The organism is Thalassobaculum sp. (genome assembly GCF_040219615.1).
Taxonomy (GTDB): Bacteria; Pseudomonadota; Alphaproteobacteria; order Thalassobaculales; family Thalassobaculaceae; genus Thalassobaculum_A.
The window spans coordinates 1-16483 of sequence record NZ_JAVJSE010000023.1; the positions used below are offsets into that span (position 1 = coordinate 1).

The window sequence follows — 16483 nt, forward strand, 5'->3', positions numbered from 1 at the left end:
GCCCCTCCGGGATGACGAAATGGGGGTTGGAGGCGGGAGGAAAGACGGCCGAATCCTCCCCGACTTCGTCATTCCGGAGGGGACGCGCGAGCGTCCGGCTCCGGAACCCACCCGCCGCCGCGAGATGTGTGAATCCCGTAGGTCGCGCCGTGGATCCCGGAGCCAGCCGCTGTCGCGTCTTCTCCGGGATGACGAAAGTGAGGTGGGATCTGCCGGTACCATCGCCAGGATTTCCCCCTAATGCCGTCATTCCGGAGGGGGCGCGAAGGCGCCCGGCTCCGGAAACCACCCGCCGCTACGCCGCAAAGGCCGCCAGCCGCGGCTCGGCGGCCTTCAGGTAGTCGGCCAGCGGCATGAAGATCGAGCGGTCGAGGCGGGCGGCGTTGAAGCAGACCTCCTGATTGATCTGGATCGACGGGTCGGCGACCAGCGGCACGGCCGGGTGGAAGCTGAACGGCGGCACCGAGCCCATCACGCAGCCGGTCAGGCGCTGGGCGTCCTCGGGCGCCGCAAACCGCACCTTCCTCGCCCCGAAGGCCCGGGCCAGCGCGTCGAAGTCGACCCGCCGGTCGCCCGGCAGCACCGCTAGGCCGAAGTCCGTGCCTGCGTTCTTCAGCGCCACCACCATTGCCTTGAGGGCCTGCGACGGGTGGTTGCCGCGGATCACGCTGATCTCCTCGGACCGGCCCTCGGCGGCGTGCGAGACCACCCGGTAGCCGGCGCCGACCGCGTCGAGATACCCGACCAGCCGGGAATGGCTGTCGATACCGTCGGTCCAGTCCATCACTCGATCTCCACCGTCCAGGGCTCGCGCACCGCCTCGGCCTCCCACTCCCGCACATGCGGGTGGGCCAGCACCGCCTCCGAGTACGCGGTCAGGTCGCCCGGAACAATGACAAGGTAGCTGCGGAATCGGGCCACCACCGGCGCGAAGAAGATGTCGGCCACCGACCACTCGCCGAACAGGAACGGCCCGCCGGACCGGGCCAGGCAGCGCCGCCACAGGGCGAACACCCGGGCGACGTCGTCGGCGACGCCGGGCCGGTCCCGGCGGCCGTCGATGCGCTCGCGGATCGCCATCGGCATGTGGGTGCGCAGGGCGGTGAAGCCGGAATGCATCTCGGCCACCACCGAGCGCGCCTCGGCCCGCCGGTCGGGGTCGGCCGGCCACAGGCCGGCATCCGGCGACCGCTCGGCGGCATGCTCGAGGATCGCGAGGCTGTCCCAGACCACCAGGTCGCCCGCTGGACCATTGCGCCGCAGCACCGGCACCCGCGCCGGAGCATCGGAGAACGCCGCCATGCGCGCGGCGGTGTCGTCGCGGAACAGCGGCACCACCTCGGCCTCGAACGGCAGGCCGGACAGGCGCATCGCCAGCCAGCCGCGCAGCGACCAGGAGGAATGGTTGCGGTTGCCGATCAGCAGTCGATAGCGGTCCATGGGTCACCTCGTCGTCGGGGACCGGCGACAACTACGCCCGACGCGCACCTTGCAAAAGCGATCCTTTCTCCGATCTGTGTGAGATAATCTCACAGGACATCGCCATGACCCCGCTGCCGCCGCTGAACACGCTCCGGGCCTTCGACGCCGCGGTCCGGCACGGCAACCTGAGCCGCGCCGCCGAGGCCCTGCACGTCACCCACGGCGCCGTCAGCAAGCAGATCACCGCGCTGGAGGCCTGGCTCGGCACCCCGGTATTCGAGCGCACCGCCCGCGGCCTGATCCCGACCGAGGCCGGCACCGTGCTGGCGCCGGTGGTCGCCCAGGCCTTCGACGCGCTGGCCGACGGGGTCCGCCGGGTGCGGCGCGGCGCCGGCCCGTCGACCCTGACCATCAGCGTGCTGCCGTCGTTCGCGGCGCACTGGCTGATCCACCGGCTGCCGCGCTTCCTGGACCGGCATCCGGGCATCGACGTGCGGTTCTTCACCACCCGGCGGGTGGTCGACCTGACCCGCGAGGATGTCGACCTGGCGATCCGGTACGGCCGCGGCGACTGGCCCGGCGTGCATGCCGAGAAGTTCCTCGAGGAGAGCCTGACCCCGGTCTACGCGCCGGCTTTCCTGGACCGGCATCCGGGCCGCGCGCCGATGGACCTGCTGCGCCACGCCATCCACTCGCACCACAACGACGACATCAACTGGCGGCGCTGGCGCGAGGCCGCCGGCCTGCCGGCCGATGAGATCCCGGCGGCCTCCGAGTACGACGACACCGCGGTGGCCATGCAGGCGGTGCTCGGCGGCCAGGGCATCATGCTGGGGCGCAGCGCACTGATCCGCGACGACCTGGCGGCCGGCCGGCTGGTGCGGGTGTCGGAGATCGACATCCCCAGCACCGAGGCCAACTACATGGTCTGCCTGGAGCGCAGCCGCTCGCGGGCCGCGGTGCGGGCGTTCCGCGACTGGCTGGTCGAGGAGGCCAGGGACGCCTGATCCCGACGCTCAGGGCCAGCGACGCCGGGCCACCCGCGCCTGCCAGACCGCCAGCGCCGGCACCGCGAGCAGCTCAAGCGCCAGCCCGCCGAGATGCGGCCAGTGCGGGACGCCGACCGTCAGCAGCGAGCCGAGCCTTGCCAGCCCGCCGACCACCACCAGGAAGCCGAGCAGCCGGAACGTCCCGGTGCGCCGTTCGATCGCCGGCACGGTCGACCAGAATGCCAGCCCGAGGGCCAGGAAGATCCCCGACAGGTAGCGGAAGTGGCTGTCCAGGTCGGCCGGAACCGGCAGCCCCGCAGCCACGAAGCCCGGGCCGAGCAGCACCCCGGCGGCGCCGGCGCCGATCGGCACCAGGGCGAGGACGGCAACCGCCGCCTGCAGGGCGCGGCGTTCGGTCAGCACCGGCAGCCGTCCCATGGATCCGTCCCGGCCCGGCGGCCGTATACCGGACGACAAGGAGACTGCATGCCCAGCCCAATCCGGCCCAGCCCAATCCGGCCCAGCCGAATCCTGCCCAGCCGAATCCTGCAACGACTGCTCCGCCTGCCGGTGCTGCTGGCGCTCGCCCTGCTGCCGGCCTGCTCGGGCGCCGACCTGCTGAACGCCCTGGTGCCGGACGAGGGATACCGTGTCATCCGCGACCTCCGCTACGCCGCCGGGCCGCGCCGCGGCGCCGACGTCTACATACCCGACGGGGCCGACCCGGGCAGCCCGGCGCCGGTCGTCGTGTTCCTATACGGCGGCGGGTGGCATTCCGGATCCAGGGACGACTACCGTTTCGTCGGCGAGGCCCTGGCGTCGCGCGGCTTCGTCGCGGTCATCCCCGACTACCGGCTGTATCCGGAGGTCCGCTGGCCGGCCTTCCTGGAGGATTCCGCCGCCGCCGTCGCCTGGACGCGCGCCGGCGCCGACGGGAACCTCCGGCCGGGCCGCCCGGTCCTGCTGGCCGGGCATTCGGCGGGCGCCTACAACGCGGCGATGCTGACCCTCGACCCGCAGTGGCTGGCCGCCGTCGGCGAGCGGCCGTGCCGGGCGATCGCGGCCACCGCCGGGCTGGCCGGTCCCTACGACTTCCTGCCGCTGACGGGCGCCCGGCTGAAGGCGATCTTCGGGCCCGAGGAGCAGCGCCCGCGCACCCAGCCGGTCAACCATGTCGACGGCACGGCGCCGCCGATGCTGCTGATCGCCGGCACCGACGACACCACGGTGCTGCCGCGCAATTCCGAGCGGCTGGCCCGGCGGATCGGCGAGGCCGGCGGCCGCGCCGAACTGCGCCGCTACGACGGGGTCGGCCATGTCGAGCTGGTGGCGTCGCTGGCCCGGCCGCTGCAGGGATCCAGCCCGGCGCTCGACGACATGGTCGGGTTCTTCCGGGCTCACCCGGCGCCGGCGGGCTGCGGCCGGGGCGTCAGCGCCCCAGCACCGCCACCGGGCGGCACCAGCCGGCGCTCGCCGCCTTGACCTTGACCGGGAAGCAGATGACCTCGAAGCCGGTCGACGGCAGGGCCTCCAGGTTGGCCAGTTTCTCCATGTGGCAGTAGCCGCGCACCATGCCGGCGCGATGGCCCTCCCAGATCAGCGAGGCGTCGCCGGTCTCCGACACCTTCTGCGCGGTGTACACGAACGGCGCGTCCCAGCTCCAGGCGTCGGTACCTGTCACCCGCACGCCGCGTTCGGTGAGGTACAGGGTCGCCTCGCGCCCCATCCCGCAGCCGGTGTCGACGTAGTCGGCCTCGCCGTAGCGCGCGCCGGCGGCGGTGTTGACCAGCACGATGTCGAGCGGCTTCAGCGCGTGGCCGATGCGCGCCAGCTCGGCCTCGACGTCGGCGGCGGTCGCGACGTAGCCGTTCCCGAAATGCCGGAAGTCGAGCTTCACGCCGGGGTTCCAGCACCACTCCAGCGGCACCTCGTCGATGGTGATCGCCCGCTGCCCGCCGTCCATGGTCGAGTGGAAGTGGTACGGCGCGTCCAGATGGGTGCCGTTGTGGGTCGACAGCGTCACCCGCTCGACCGCCCAGCCCTCGCCGCCGGGCAGCCGGTCCGGCGTGACGCCCGGGAAGAACCGCAGCATGCCGGCGGCGGTGTCCCTGTGCGCCATGTACTCGATCTTCGGCGCCAGGCCGGGCGGGTCGGCGTATTCCGTATTCTCCAGCGGACGCGACAGGTCGACGAGCTGCATCGGGGCCTCCTGTTCTCGGCCCGATGCTAACCCGGATTGCCGACCGCTACAGGCTGGAACTCTTCAGCTTGGCGCGCTTCACGCCGCGCACGGTCTCGCGGTGGATGATGAACAGGCCGGACGCGCAGATCAGGGCGGCGCCGGCCAGCACCTGCGGGCCCGGGAAGGTGCCGAACACGAAGAAGCCGAAGGCCAGCGCCCACAGCATCGCGGTGTAGTCGAACGGCGCGACCACCGACGGCGGGGCCAGCCGGAACGCCTCGGTCATGAAGATCTGCGCGACCCCGCCGACCAGGCCGATCGTGACCAGCAGGGCGAGATCCTCCGGCGTCGGCGCCACCCACTGGGCCGGCAGCAGGAGCAGGCTGGAAAGCGCGCCGGCGACCGTGAAGTAGAACACCGTGGCCGACGACTTGTCGGTCGAGCCGAGCTTGCGCATGGCGATCATCGCCATGCCGTAGCCGAAGGCCGAGCCGACGGCGAACAGCACCATGGGGTCGAACTCGCCGGCGATCGGCCCGGCGGTCAGCAGCGCGCCGGCGAAGCCGAGCCCGACCGCCCCGGTCCGCCAGATGCCGACCCGCTCGCCCAGGAACGGGATCGACAGCAGGGTTCCGAACAGCGGCGCGGTGAACGAGATCGCCACGTAGTCGGCGAACGCCATGCGGCCGAGCGCGTAGAAGCCGACATACATCGAGCCGATGCCGGCGACGGTCCGCACCAGATGCCAGCCGGGCCGCCGGGTCTTCAGCGCCGACCAGCCGCCCTGCAGCGGCAGGTACAGGATCAGCGGCAGCAGCGCCGGCGCGCAGCGGAACAGGATGATCTGCGAGGTCGGGTAGCGGCCGTCCAGCAGCTTGATGACCATGCCCATGGACGCGAACATCGCGACCGCGATGACCTGCATGGCGATGCCGCGGCCGTAGCCGGCGGTCGAGGGAGCTTCGGCGGACAGGGCTGCCATGGGGACGAATCCGGATCCGGCCGCGGCCCGCCGCCGCAACCTGCCGACTCAGAATGCCCGATTGCCTAGGCAACGATACGTGCAATTGACGCGGGGGAGGCATGCGGCGCCGGCGGGGGCCGCCCGCCTGCCCGCTTCCGGTCAAATGCAACCCCGGAGGAAGAAATCCATTGACTCGCCGACGACTAACCAACTGGAATATTGACAGGGACACTTGTGGCGAACCGGGTAGCCAAGGATATGGAGACCGAGAGCTTCTAGGGAGGAGCAGAAACCAAGTGCAAAGCTTGGCTCGGTAACGACCCCGACCGCCGTTTTTTACAGCAATGGGAGACAGGGATGCTCACTCGCTTGAAGCGGTCGGGGTTGAGGCTGGGTGCGGCATGCCTGGCCACCGCCATGTTGTTCGGAGCCGTGCAGGCAAGCGCCGCGGAAGACAAGGTCCTGCGGGTCACCATGCACGCCGACGTGCGGACCATCGATCCGTTCTGGACCACCCAGACGATCGCCGGGATCCACGGCCTGATGATCTACGACACCCTGTTCTCCAGCGATGCCGACCTGCAGCCGCAGCCGCAGATGGTGGACAGCTGGACCGTCAGCGTCGACCGGATGACCTACAACTTCACGCTGCGCGACGGCCTGAAGTTCCACGACGGCTCCGACGTGACCTCCAAGGACGTGGTCGCCTCGATGAGCCGCTGGGGCAAGCGGGACGGCGCCGGCAAGCAGCTGATGGGCTACACCAAGTCGATCACCGCGAAGGACGCCAAGACCTTCGAATGGGTGCTGACCGAGCCGTACGGCCTGCTGATCGACACCCTGGCCAAGACCGGGACCAGCATCCCGTTCGTGATGCGCGAGAAGGAGGCGCTGGTCGATCCGTTCCAGCAGATCGAGGAAGTCGTCGGGTCCGGACCGTTCATGTTCAAGCGTGACGAATGGGTCCCCGGCAGCAAGACGGTCTACGTCAAGTTCAAGGACTACGTGCCGCGCAAGGAGCCGGCCTCGGGCCACGCCGGCGGCAAGGTCGTCAAGGTCGACCGCGTCGAATTCATCTGGCTGTCCGACCCGCAGACCGCGCAGTCGGCGCTGATGGCCGGCGAGATCGACTACCTCGAGAACCCGAAGCCGGACTTCCTGCCGCTGCTCGCCGCCAACCCCGACATCAAGCTCGAGGTGCACCCGGCGATGGGCACCATGGGCATTCTCCAGCTCAACCACCTGCACCCGCCCTTCAACAACGTGAAGGCGCGGCAGGCGATGTACTACCTCATCAACAACGCCGACTACCTGAACACCATCGCCGCCGATCCCGAGCTGCAGACGCTGTGCTACTCGTACTTCGGCTGCGGCGTGGCCATGGAGACCGACGCCGGCAGCGAGCCCTACAAGGGCGCGAAGGACTACAAGAAGGCCGAGGCGCTGTTCAAGGAGGCCGGCTACAACGGCGAGCCGATCACCATCCTGCACGCCACCGACCACGCCTACATCAACCCGGCCAACCTGGTGATGATCCAGCAGTTGCGGAAGGCCGGCTTCCTGAACCTCGACGTCCAGGCGATGGACTGGGGCTCGGTGGTGGCGCGGCGCGCCAAGAAGGAGAAGCCGGCCGAGGGCGGCTGGAACATCTTCATCACCGGCACCACGGTCCTGACCTCGTCGAGCCCGATCACCCACACCTCGATCGGCATGGGCTGCGACAAGGCCTGGTTCGGCTGGCCCTGCGACAAGGTCTTCGAGGACCTGCGCAAGCAGTGGGCGTTCGCGCCGGACATCGAGACCCGCAAGAAGCTGGCGGTCGAGCTGTCCAAGCGTGCCTACGACCAGGTGCCGTACATCTCGTTCGCGCAATGGCGGAACCCGGTCGCCTACCGGTCGGACCGGATCGCCGGCGTGCTGTCGGTGCCGTCGGTGCCGCCGATGTGGAACATCGAGCTGAAGTAGGCCGCGCTTGCGGCGGGCCGGCCCGGTGCCGGCCCGCCGCCCGACTTCCGGACATCGATGGCAGGCCGCCCGGCCGCGACGGCCGGCGCGACGGCAGGGCTTGTACGAGGGGACTGCACAGATGCGCGTGACGGACCCGGGGACCGGCCGATGACGGCCTATATCATCCGCCGGCTGCTCGCGACGATCCCGGTCATGATCGTCGTCGCGCTGTTCGTGTTCTTCCTGCTGCACCTCACGCCGGGCGACCCGGCGGCGGTGATCGCCGGCGACGACGCCTCGCCGGCCGAGATCGAGGGGGTCCGCAAGAAGCTGGGACTGGACCGGCCGATCTGGGAGCAGTTCGCGATCTACGCGATGAACCTGCTGCGCGGCGATCTCGGCACCTCGATCTTCTCCAACCTGCCGGTCACCACGCTGGTCGGCCAGCGCCTGGAGCCGTCGGTGGTGCTGGCGGTGTCGACCCTGGTGGTCGCCGTGACGATCGCGATCCCGATCGGGGTGCTGGCCGCCTGGAAGGCGCGCACCCTGGTCGACCGGGTGATCATGGGGTTCTCGGTGCTCGGCTTCGCAGTACCGGTTTTCCTGATCGGCTACATCCTGATCTACGTCTTCGCCATCGAGCTGCGCTGGCTGCCGGTGCAGGGCTACAAGCCGCTGTCCCAGGGCGTCTGGCAGACCGCCAGGTCGATCACCCTGCCGGCGATCGCGCTGGGCATGGTCTACACCGCACTGCTCGCGCGCATCACCCGGGCCAGCATGCTGGAGGTGCTGTCCGAGGACTATATCCGCACCGCCAGGGCGAAGGGCGTCGCCACCACCGGCGTCCTGCTCAAGCACGCGCTCAAGAACGCCGCCGTGCCGATCGTCACGGTGATCGGCATCGGCCTGACCCTGCTGATCTCCGGCGTGGTCCTGACCGAGACGGTCTTCAACATTCCCGGCCTCGGCCGGCTGACGGTCGACGCGATCCTCAAGCGCGACTACCCGATCGTGCAGGGCCTGATCATCATCTTTGCGGCGACCAAGGTGATGGTGAACCTGCTGATCGACATCAGCTACACCTTCCTCGACCCGCGGATCCGGTACTAGGGGCGGCCGATGGCAGCGACAGCCGAGATCACTCCCGCCATGCGCGTCCGCCGCTTCGACTGGGCGCGCCGCAACCCGACGATCATCATCGGCTCGGCCATCCTGCTGGCCCTGGCGCTGATCGCGGTGATCGCGCCGTGGATCGCCGACGACCCGCTCAGCTTCGATCCGCTCGAGCGGCTGCGCCGACCGTCGGGCGAGTTCCCGTTCGGCACCGACGAGTTCGGCCGCGACGTCTACAGCCGGGTGATCTACGGCGCCCGAATCTCGCTGATCGTCGGCATCACGGTGGCGGCGATCGCCACCGCCGCCGGCCTGGTGATCGGCGTGCTGTGCGGCTACTACCGCCGGGTCGACGACATCGTCATGCGGGTAATGGACGGGCTGATGGCGATCCCGCCGATCCTGCTGGCCATCGCCCTGATCACCCTGATGAAGGCCAGCCTCACGATCGTGATCATCGCGATCGCGATCCCGGAGATCCCCCGGGTCGTCCGGCTGGTGCGCAGCGTCGTGATGCAGGTCCGCAGCCTGCCCTACATCGAGGCGGCGGTCGCCAGCGGGACCCGCACCCACACCATCATGACCCGCCACATCCTGCCGAACACCTACGCGCCGCTGATCGTGCAGGCGACCTACGCCTGCGCCTCGGCGATCCTGACCGAGGCCGGGCTGTCGTTCCTGGGCGCCGGCACGCCGCCGGAGATCCCGAGCTGGGGCAACGTGATCTCGCTCGGACGCACCTACTTCCAGATCGCGCCCTGGATCATCTTCTTCCCCGGCGTGATGCTGGCGATCACGGTGCTGGCCATCAACCTGATGGGCGACGGGCTGCGGGACACGCTCGACCCGCGCATCGCCCGGCGAATGTGAGGCCCGCGATGGACGCGCTTTCCGTCGGGCCGCAGGCCGCCCCCCGGGCCGTCCCCCGGGCCGCCGCGGCGGCCGACCCCGACGTCATCCTGTCGGTCCGCGACCTGAAGACCCGGTTCTTCACCCGCGACGGGGTGGTGCGGGCGGTCGACGGCGTCTCCTTCGACGTCCGGCGCGGCGAGACGCTGTGCATCGTCGGCGAGTCCGGCTGCGGCAAGAGCGTCACCGCCCTGTCGGCCATGCGCCTGATCCCCGAGGACGTCGGCCGCATCGTCGGCGGCTCGATCCACTTCGAGGGCCGCGACCTCGCGACCCTGTCGGAACGCGAGATGCGGCGCATCCGCGGCAACAGCATGTCGATGATCTTCCAGGAGCCGATGACCTCGCTGAACCCGGTCCTGACGGTCGGCTCGCAGATCGCGGAATCGGCGCGCATACACCAGGGCCTCGGCAAGCGCGCGGCATGGGAGCGGGCCGTCGAGATGCTGTCGCTGGTCAAGATCGCCGACCCGCGGCAGCGCGCCGGCGAGTATCCGCACCAGCTGTCGGGCGGCATGCGCCAGCGGGTGATGATCGCCATCGCGCTGGCCTGCAATCCGAAGCTGCTGATCGCCGACGAGCCGACCACTGCCCTCGACGTCACCATCCAGGCGCAGATCCTGAACCTGATGCTGGAACTGAAGGAGCGGCTCGGCACGGCGATCGTGCTGATCACCCACGACCTCGGCGTGGTCGCCGAGACCGCACAGCGGGCGATCGTCATGTATGCCGGCCGCAAGGTCGAGGAGGCCCCGGTCGGCGAGCTGTTCCGCAATCCCACCCATCCCTATACGCGCGGCCTGATGAACTCGATCCCACGCCGGTCCGCCAAGGGCCGGGGGGCGGGCCTGCGTGGCCGGCTGCAGGAGATCGCCGGCATCGTCCCGTCGCTGCGCGAGGACATTCCGGGCTGCGCCTTCGCGCCGCGCTGCGGCTTCGCGGTGGAGCGCTGCACGATGGAGACCCCGGTGCTGGAGCCGCAGGGCCCCAGGCACCTCGCGGCCTGCTGGGAGGCCGCGCACGTCGCGGCGCAGCCGCGATGACCGAGGAGGTGCAGCCGCCACCCGCCGTGGCCAAGGAGACCGTCCTTCGGGTCCAGGGCCTCAAGAAGCACTTCCCGGTGCACCGCGGGATCCTGTCGCGCGTCGTCGCACAGGTCTACGCGGTCGACGGCGTGTCGTTCGAGATTCGGCGCGGCGAGACGCTTTGCCTGGTCGGGGAGTCCGGCTGCGGCAAGTCGACGGTCGCGAAGACGGTCATGCGCCTCCTGGAGCCGACCGCCGGCAAGATAGAACTGAACGGTTCCGACATCTCGGCTCTCGACGAAAGCGACCTGCGGGAACGCCGCCGCGAGATGCAGATCGTCTTCCAGGACCCCTACTCGTCCCTGAACCCGCGGATGTCGGCCGGCGCCATCGTCGCCGAGCCGATCCGGAACTTCGGGCTGGCGGAGGGCCAGGCCCTGGCCGACCGGATCGCCGACCTGTTCCGGCGGGTCGGGCTGCGGCCCGAGGCGGCGGCCAAGTATCCGCACGAATTCTCCGGCGGCCAGCGCCAGCGCCTCGGCATTGCCCGTGCGCTCGCGGTGAACCCGAGCCTGATCGTGGCGGACGAGCCGGTCTCCGCGCTCGACGTCTCGGTCCAGGCGCAGGTGCTCAACCTGCTGATCGACCTGCAGGAGGAGTTCGGCCTCGCCTATCTGTTCGTGTCGCACGACCTGGCGGTGGTCGAGCATATCGGCCACCGGATCGCGGTCATGTATCTCGGCCGGATCGTCGAGACCGCCGACAACGCCGGCCTGTTCGGCGAGCCGCTGCATCCCTACACCGAGGCCCTGCTGGCGGCGGCCCCGCTGCCGGACCCGGAGGCGAAGCGCGAGCGCCTGATCCTGCAGGGCGACGTCCCGAGCCCGATGCGGCCGCCGCCCGGCTGCCACTTCCACACCCGTTGCCCGTATGCCGTCGACCGCTGCCGGAGCGAAGTCCCGGCACTGGCCGAGGTGAAGCCCGCCCATTGGGTCGCCTGCCATCTGCGCCCCCCGGGCGGACCATTCGGCCCGCTCACCCCGACGGCCTGACGCCGCCGCAACACGCCGGAGTTCCCATGCGCCTGTTCTCCGCCACGATCGCGACAGAGACCAACACCTTCTCGCCGCTGCCGACCAGCATCGACGCCTTCAAGGAAAGCGTGTTCCTGCGCCCCGGCGAGCATCCGACCGACGCCCCGCGCATGTGCACGGCGCCGCTGTTCGTTGCCCGCAAGCGCGCCGCCGCCGACGGCTTCACCCTGATCGAGGGCAGCTGCTTCGCCGCCAGCCCGGCCGGCACCGTGAACAAGGCCGACTACGAGTTCATGCGCGACGAGGTGCTGGGGCAGCTCAAGGCGGCGCTGCCGCTCGACGGCATCCTGTTCGGGCTGCACGGCGCCATGGTGGCGCACGGCTACGACGACGTGGAGGGCGACCTGCTGGAGCGCGCCCGCGCCATCGTCGGCCCCGACGTCGTGATCGGCGTCGAGTACGACCCGCACTGCCACATGACCCTGAAGCGCATCCGCAACTCGGACATCTCGATCTGCTACAAGGAGTTCCCGCACACCGACGTGGTCGACCGCGCCGAGGACCTGCTGACCCTGGTACTGCGCACCCTGCGCGGCGAGATCAAGCCGGTGATGTCGCTCTACGACTGCCGGCAGATCGGCAGCTATCCGACCACCCTGCCGCTGATGCGCGGCTTCGTCGACCGGATGTTCGACCTCGAAGGCAAGGACGGCATCCTGTCGGTCTCGGCCGTGCACTGCTTCCCCTATGCCGACGTCGAGGAGCTGACCGGCCGTATCCTGGTGGTGGCGGACGGCGACAAGGCCAAGGCCGACGCGCTGGCCACCCGGCTCGGCGAGGAGTTCGTGTCGATGCGCGGCAAGACCATGCCGGAGTTCCTCACCCCGGCCGGCGGCATCGCCAGCGGCCTCGCGTTCAACGACGCCCCGGTGGTGCTCGCCGACCCGGCCGACAACGCCGGCGGCGGCGCCCCGTCCGACAATACTACCCTGCTGCGCGAACTGATCGCCCAGGACGCCCAGGAGGCCGCGCTCGGCCCGATCTGGGACCCGATCGCCGTCAAGCTGTGCTTCGACGCCGGCCAGGGGGCGACCTTCCCGCTGCGCTTCGGTGGCAAGATCGGCCCGACTTCCGGCCAGCCGGTCGACGCCATGGTCGAGGTCACGGCACTGGCCCGCGACGCCTGGCAGAGCTTCGGGCCGACCAAGGTGACGCTCGGCGATTGTGCTGCGATCCGGATCGGCGGCATCGACGTGGTGCTGATCACCAACCGCACCCAGGCACTCGGGCTCGAACTGTTCAGCAACCTCGGCATCGACCCGCTGACCCGCAAGCTGCTGGTGGTGAAGTCGACCAACCACTTCATGGCGGCGTTCGGCCCGATCGCCAAGAAGGTGATCTACGTCGAGTCCGACGCGCCGCTGTCCCGCGACTACACCAAGATGAAATACACCAAGGTCCAGCGCCCGATCTGGCCGCTCGACCCGGACGCCAAACCGGGCGGCCTGATCTACTGAGGTCCAGGCGGCGGGCAGGTCCCGAACGGCGCCGCCGCCGCCATGGCCGGCGGTCGAAGAAGCTTCGACGGTCAGCTCCGGGCGACGACGACTTCGCGACCCGGCTCCTCCGGCTCGTCGTCGACGAGCTGCGCCGGGAAGCCCGGGGCGCGCAGGGCGATCCCGCAGTCGTCCTCGTGGCGCCGCACGATCATCGACGACCAGGCCCGCGGCCCGAAGCGCGCGGCGCCGTCCTGGAAGATCCCGGTCAGCATCGGCGCGATCTCCAGGGTCACCCCGGCGCGCGCCGCGACCGCCTGGAACAGCCCGACGTCCTTCAGCACCAGGTCCATGGTGAAGCTGATGTCGTAGCTGCCGTTCAGGATCACCTGGCTCTCGGTCTCGTGCACGAAGGAGTTGCCGGACGAGATCCGGATCGCCTCGTAGGTCGTCGCGAGATCCAGCCCGGCCTTTCCGGCGACCGCCAGGGCCTCGCCCACGGCGACCAGGTTGGCGGTCGCCAGGTAGTTGGTCACCACCTTCAGCTCGGAGGCGGTGCCCAGGCCGCCGGTGTGCAGCACCCGCCGGCCCATGGTCGTCAGGATCGGCAGCACCCGCTCGAACGCCGCCCGGTCGCCGCCGGCCAGGATCGCGATGTTGCCGGTGGCGGCCCGGTGGCAGCCGCCGGACACCGGGCAGTCCAGCGGGATCGCGCCGCGCGCGGACACCAGGTCGCCGAGGCGCCGGACCTCGTCGGCGTCGGTGGTGCTCATCTCCAGCCAGATCTTGCCGGCGCCGAGCCCGGCCAGGATCCCGTCCTCGGCCTCCAGCACCGCCGCGCAGATCGCCGGCGACGGCAGGCAGGTGACCACCACGTCGACCGCCTCGGCGAGCGCCCTGGGGCTGTCGGCCCACCGGGCGCCGGCGGCCAGGAAAGGCTCGGCCGCCGACCGGTCGAGGTCGCGGACCGTCAGGTCGACGCCGTTGCGCAGCAGGGTTCCCGCCAGCTTGCCGCCGACATTGCCCAGCCCGATGAACCCCACCCGCATGCCCGCCTCCGCTGTTCAGCTACGGCTGAGGATCCCCCTGCATCTCCAGATGCAGGGCGTCGCCGTCATAGGGATTGGCCAGCGCCACCGCCTCGTTCAGCTCGACTCCCAGGCCCGGCGCGGTCGGCGGCAGCACGTAGCCGTCCTCCCAGCGGATCGGCGTCTGCAGGATCTCGGCGTGGAACCCGCCCCAGGTCCGGATGCTCTCCAGGATCAGGAAGTTCGGCGAGCAGGCCGCGAGCTGGATGTTGGCGGCCCCGACCACCGGCCCGCAATACAGGTGCGGCGCGATCTGGGCGTAGCGGGTCTCGGCCATGCCGGCGATCTTCTTGGCCTCCAGCAGGCCGCCGACCCGCCCCAGGTTCATCTGCAGGATCGCCGCCGCGCCGGTCTCCAGCACCCGAGCGAACTCGTATTTGGTGGTCAGCCGCTCGCCGGTGGCGACCGGGATCGAGGTGGCGCGGGCCACCTTGGCCATCTCCTCCGGCACCTCCGGCGGGGTCGGCTCCTCGAACCACAGCGGATCGTAGGGCTCCAGCCGCCGGGCCAGGCGGATCGCCCCGGCGGCGGTGAACTGGCCGTGGGTTCCGAACAGCAGGTCGGCCCGGTTGCCGACCGCCTCGCGCACCGCCCGGGTCAGGGCCTCGGCGCGGGCCAGCGATTCCAGATCCGGCTGGCGGCCGTCGAACACCGTGTAGGGGCCGGCCGGGTCGAACTTCACCGCCGTGAACCCGGCCTCCACCTCCTCGAGGGCCCGCTCGGCGGCCATCGCCGGGTCGGTGTAGACGTTGACCGGATCGCCGGGATAGGCCGTGCCGGTCTTCGGGTACAGGTAGGTGTAGGTGCGCAGCCGCTCGTGCACCCGGCCGCCCAGCAGCTCGTAGACCGGCTGCCCGGTCTCCTTGCCGACGATGTCCCAGCACGCCATCTCCAGGCCGCTGAACACGCCCATCAGCGAGACGTCCGGGCGCAGCGAGTAGCCGGAGCCGTAGACCCGCCGGGTCATGGTCTCGATCCGCCGCGGGTCCTGGCCCCGGATGTGGCGCTCGAACACGTCCTCGATCATCCGCACCACCGTGCGCGGCCCGAAGGTGGCGACATAGACCTCGCCCACGCCCTCGACGCCGGAATCGGTGACCAGCTTCAGGAAGACGAAGTACCGGCCGCCGTGATGCGGCGGCGGGTTGCCGACGACGAAGGTCTTCAGGTCGACGATCCTCATGGCGTGGCCTCTCGTAACCGCGGCGGCGAGCCGGACCGGGGCGGAACGTGCCTACAGGTCCAGCGCGACGCTCGCCAGGAAATCGCCGGACTGCACCAGTCCCGGGAAGTGCCGGCCGATCAGCAGGCCGCTGCGGCGCGCCACATAGACCGCCGGCTCGTGCGACGGCTCGTCCATGGAGTGGATGCGGGCGACCGGCTGGCCCTCCTCCACCTCGTCGCCGAGGTCGGCCAGCGGCTCGTGGATTCCGTTGCGCTCGGCCGCCACGAAGCAGCGCTCGTCCGGCATGTCGACCATCCGCGAGGGCACCGCTATCTCCGGATCGCCGGCCAGGATGCCCATGTGCTTCAGCACGTTGCGCACGCCGGTCGCGGCCACCCGATTGGAGCGCACCGTCGAGCTGCCGCCGCCGGCCAGCTCGGTGGTCACGAACAGCTTGCCCAGGCCCTCGACCCAGGTGTCCAGCATGCCCTCGGCGTCGAGTTCCAGCATCACCACGCCGACCGGCGCGCCGAACGCGCGGACCGCGTCGATGGCGCGCGCCTCCAGGGCCTTGTCGGGCAGCCGGTGGGTGGCGGCGAACGGCACGAAGTCCAGGGTCTTGCCGCCGGAATGCAGGTCGAGCACCAGGTCGGCGCGCGGCACCAGCACGGTCGCCACGTAATGCGCGATCATCTGGGTGACGGTGCCGTCGGCCCGGCCCGGGAACGACCGGTTCATGTTGCCGCCGTCGATCGGCGAGCAGCGGGTCGCCGCCCGCACCGCCGGGTAGTTCAGCCCCGGCAGCACCAGCACCGTGCCGGTGACCTCGGACGGGTCGAGGGTCCGGGCGAGGTCGCGCAGCGCCACCTGGCCCTCGTACTCGTCGCCGTGGTTGCCGGCGACCAGCAGGGCGCACGGGCCGTCGCCGTTGCGGATCACCGCGATCGGGATGCGGATCGAGCCCCAGGCGCTGTCGTTGCGGGAGTGCGGGACCACCAGGGCGCCGAAGCGCTTGCCGTCGGAATCCAGGTCGACGGTGGCGGCGATCTTCGAGGGACGCTCGGTGCTCATCCGACGAGACTGGCGAACCCGGCCGGCACGGTCAACGCCGCCGTCTTCGCGGCCCGGACCGATGGGCATTGCCATCTG

Annotated in this window: 16 protein-coding genes; 8 read left to right on the top strand and 8 right to left on the bottom strand. The window is 70.5% G+C overall.

The window, feature by feature from the left end:
• Window positions 1-295: 295 nt before the first annotated feature.
• Window positions 296-784, bottom strand: coding sequence for a YbaK/EbsC family protein (locus RIC31_RS12925; protein ID WP_350107822.1), 489 nt, complete (start codon window positions 782-784; stop codon window positions 296-298).
• Complete coding sequence (locus RIC31_RS12930; RefSeq protein ID WP_350107826.1) at window positions 784-1440, bottom strand: glutathione S-transferase family protein; 657 nt, start codon at window positions 1438-1440, stop codon at window positions 784-786. The genes RIC31_RS12925 and RIC31_RS12930 overlap by 1 nt, the downstream gene beginning before the upstream one ends.
• A gap of 104 nt (window positions 1441-1544) precedes the next feature.
• Here RIC31_RS12930 and gcvA point away from each other — a divergent pair, with 104 nt between their 5' ends.
• Window positions 1545-2429 (top strand): transcriptional regulator GcvA, encoded by an 885-nt coding sequence (gene gcvA / locus RIC31_RS12935; RefSeq protein WP_350107829.1) that lies wholly within the window; start codon window positions 1545-1547, stop codon window positions 2427-2429.
• 9 nt (window positions 2430-2438) lie between these two features.
• Here the strand turns inward: gcvA and RIC31_RS12940 are convergent, their stop codons facing one another.
• Entirely contained in the window at window positions 2439-2849 is a 411-nt protein-coding gene (locus RIC31_RS12940; protein ID WP_350107832.1) for a DUF4345 domain-containing protein, read from the bottom strand.
• 48 nt (window positions 2850-2897) lie between these two features.
• Between RIC31_RS12940 and RIC31_RS12945 the strand changes: the two genes are divergently transcribed.
• On the top strand, window positions 2898-3893 hold the full coding sequence (locus RIC31_RS12945) for an alpha/beta hydrolase (RefSeq protein WP_350107834.1): 996 nt from the start codon (window positions 2898-2900) through the stop codon (window positions 3891-3893).
• On the opposite strand, the gene RIC31_RS12950 is transcribed toward RIC31_RS12945, so the two are convergent.
• Complete coding sequence (locus RIC31_RS12950) at window positions 3841-4611, bottom strand: cyclase family protein (RefSeq protein WP_350107837.1); 771 nt, start codon at window positions 4609-4611, stop codon at window positions 3841-3843. The two genes, RIC31_RS12945 and RIC31_RS12950, sit on opposite strands and share 53 nt — an antisense overlap.
• 46 nt (window positions 4612-4657) lie before the next feature.
• Complete coding sequence (locus tag RIC31_RS12955) at window positions 4658-5575, bottom strand: DMT family transporter (protein ID WP_350107840.1); 918 nt, start codon at window positions 5573-5575, stop codon at window positions 4658-4660.
• A 339-nt stretch (window positions 5576-5914) separates the two neighbouring features.
• Between RIC31_RS12955 and RIC31_RS12960 the strand changes: the two genes are divergently transcribed.
• The 6 genes from RIC31_RS12960 (at window position 5915) to RIC31_RS12985 (ending at window position 13102) form a co-directional block, all read left to right on the top strand.
• A complete protein-coding gene (locus tag RIC31_RS12960; RefSeq protein WP_350107845.1) occupies window positions 5915-7522 on the top strand; it encodes an ABC transporter substrate-binding protein in 1608 nt (535 codons plus the stop codon).
• Window positions 7523-7672: 150 nt separating this feature from the next.
• Window positions 7673-8614 (top strand): ABC transporter permease, encoded by a 942-nt coding sequence (locus RIC31_RS12965; RefSeq protein ID WP_350107848.1) that lies wholly within the window; start codon window positions 7673-7675, stop codon window positions 8612-8614.
• Window positions 8615-8623: 9 nt separating this feature from the next.
• A complete protein-coding gene (locus RIC31_RS12970) occupies window positions 8624-9487 on the top strand; it encodes an ABC transporter permease (protein WP_350107851.1) in 864 nt (287 codons plus the stop codon).
• Between the two features lie 8 nt (window positions 9488-9495).
• Window positions 9496-10569: an ABC transporter ATP-binding protein gene (locus RIC31_RS12975; RefSeq protein WP_350107855.1), complete on the top strand. Its 1074-nt coding sequence runs from the start codon at window positions 9496-9498 to the stop codon at window positions 10567-10569.
• Window positions 10566-11603: an ABC transporter ATP-binding protein gene (locus tag RIC31_RS12980; RefSeq protein ID WP_350107859.1), complete on the top strand. Its 1038-nt coding sequence runs from the start codon at window positions 10566-10568 to the stop codon at window positions 11601-11603. The genes RIC31_RS12975 and RIC31_RS12980 overlap by 4 nt, the downstream gene beginning before the upstream one ends.
• 26 nt (window positions 11604-11629) lie before the next feature.
• On the top strand, window positions 11630-13102 hold the full coding sequence (locus RIC31_RS12985; protein WP_350107862.1) for a M81 family metallopeptidase: 1473 nt from the start codon (window positions 11630-11632) through the stop codon (window positions 13100-13102).
• 71 nt (window positions 13103-13173) lie between these two features.
• Here the strand turns inward: RIC31_RS12985 and RIC31_RS12990 are convergent, their stop codons facing one another.
• The 3 genes from RIC31_RS12990 to doeB are packed head-to-tail and all read right to left on the bottom strand — an operon-like array spanning window position 13174 to window position 16405.
• Window positions 13174-14130 (bottom strand): NAD(P)-dependent oxidoreductase, encoded by a 957-nt coding sequence (locus tag RIC31_RS12990; protein WP_350107865.1) that lies wholly within the window; start codon window positions 14128-14130, stop codon window positions 13174-13176.
• A 19-nt stretch (window positions 14131-14149) separates the two neighbouring features.
• Window positions 14150-15352, bottom strand: coding sequence for a mandelate racemase/muconate lactonizing enzyme family protein (locus tag RIC31_RS12995; protein ID WP_350107868.1), 1203 nt, complete (start codon window positions 15350-15352; stop codon window positions 14150-14152).
• A gap of 51 nt (window positions 15353-15403) precedes the next feature.
• Window positions 15404-16405, bottom strand: coding sequence for a N(2)-acetyl-L-2,4-diaminobutanoate deacetylase DoeB (gene doeB / locus RIC31_RS13000; protein WP_350107871.1), 1002 nt, complete (start codon window positions 16403-16405; stop codon window positions 15404-15406).
• Window positions 16406-16483: the final 78 nt, after the last annotated feature.

What these genes read in the sequence shown, in the direction of transcription:
- RIC31_RS12925 (WP_350107822.1), bottom strand. Translation starts at nt 784, where the DNA reads ATGGACTGGACCGACGGTATCGACAGCCATTCCCGGCTGGTCGGGTAT.
- RIC31_RS12930 (WP_350107826.1), bottom strand. Translation starts at nt 1,440, where the DNA reads ATGGACCGCTATCGACTGCTGATCGGCAACCGCAACCATTCCTCCTGG.
- gcvA (WP_350107829.1), top strand. Translation starts at nt 1,545, where the DNA reads ATGACCCCGCTGCCGCCGCTGAACACGCTCCGGGCCTTCGACGCCGCG.
- RIC31_RS12940 (WP_350107832.1), bottom strand. Translation starts at nt 2,849, where the DNA reads ATGGGACGGCTGCCGGTGCTGACCGAACGCCGCGCCCTGCAGGCGGCG.
- RIC31_RS12945 (WP_350107834.1), top strand. Translation starts at nt 2,898, where the DNA reads ATGCCCAGCCCAATCCGGCCCAGCCCAATCCGGCCCAGCCGAATCCTG.
- RIC31_RS12950 (WP_350107837.1), bottom strand. Translation starts at nt 4,611, where the DNA reads ATGCAGCTCGTCGACCTGTCGCGTCCGCTGGAGAATACGGAATACGCC.
- RIC31_RS12955 (WP_350107840.1), bottom strand. Translation starts at nt 5,575, where the DNA reads ATGGCAGCCCTGTCCGCCGAAGCTCCCTCGACCGCCGGCTACGGCCGC.
- RIC31_RS12960 (WP_350107845.1), top strand. Translation starts at nt 5,915, where the DNA reads ATGCTCACTCGCTTGAAGCGGTCGGGGTTGAGGCTGGGTGCGGCATGC.
- RIC31_RS12965 (WP_350107848.1), top strand. Translation starts at nt 7,673, where the DNA reads ATGACGGCCTATATCATCCGCCGGCTGCTCGCGACGATCCCGGTCATG.
- RIC31_RS12970 (WP_350107851.1), top strand. Translation starts at nt 8,624, where the DNA reads ATGGCAGCGACAGCCGAGATCACTCCCGCCATGCGCGTCCGCCGCTTC.
- RIC31_RS12975 (WP_350107855.1), top strand. Translation starts at nt 9,496, where the DNA reads ATGGACGCGCTTTCCGTCGGGCCGCAGGCCGCCCCCCGGGCCGTCCCC.
- RIC31_RS12980 (WP_350107859.1), top strand. Translation starts at nt 10,566, where the DNA reads ATGACCGAGGAGGTGCAGCCGCCACCCGCCGTGGCCAAGGAGACCGTC.
- RIC31_RS12985 (WP_350107862.1), top strand. Translation starts at nt 11,630, where the DNA reads ATGCGCCTGTTCTCCGCCACGATCGCGACAGAGACCAACACCTTCTCG.
- RIC31_RS12990 (WP_350107865.1), bottom strand. Translation starts at nt 14,130, where the DNA reads ATGCGGGTGGGGTTCATCGGGCTGGGCAATGTCGGCGGCAAGCTGGCG.
- RIC31_RS12995 (WP_350107868.1), bottom strand. Translation starts at nt 15,352, where the DNA reads ATGAGGATCGTCGACCTGAAGACCTTCGTCGTCGGCAACCCGCCGCCG.
- doeB (WP_350107871.1), bottom strand. Translation starts at nt 16,405, where the DNA reads ATGAGCACCGAGCGTCCCTCGAAGATCGCCGCCACCGTCGACCTGGAT.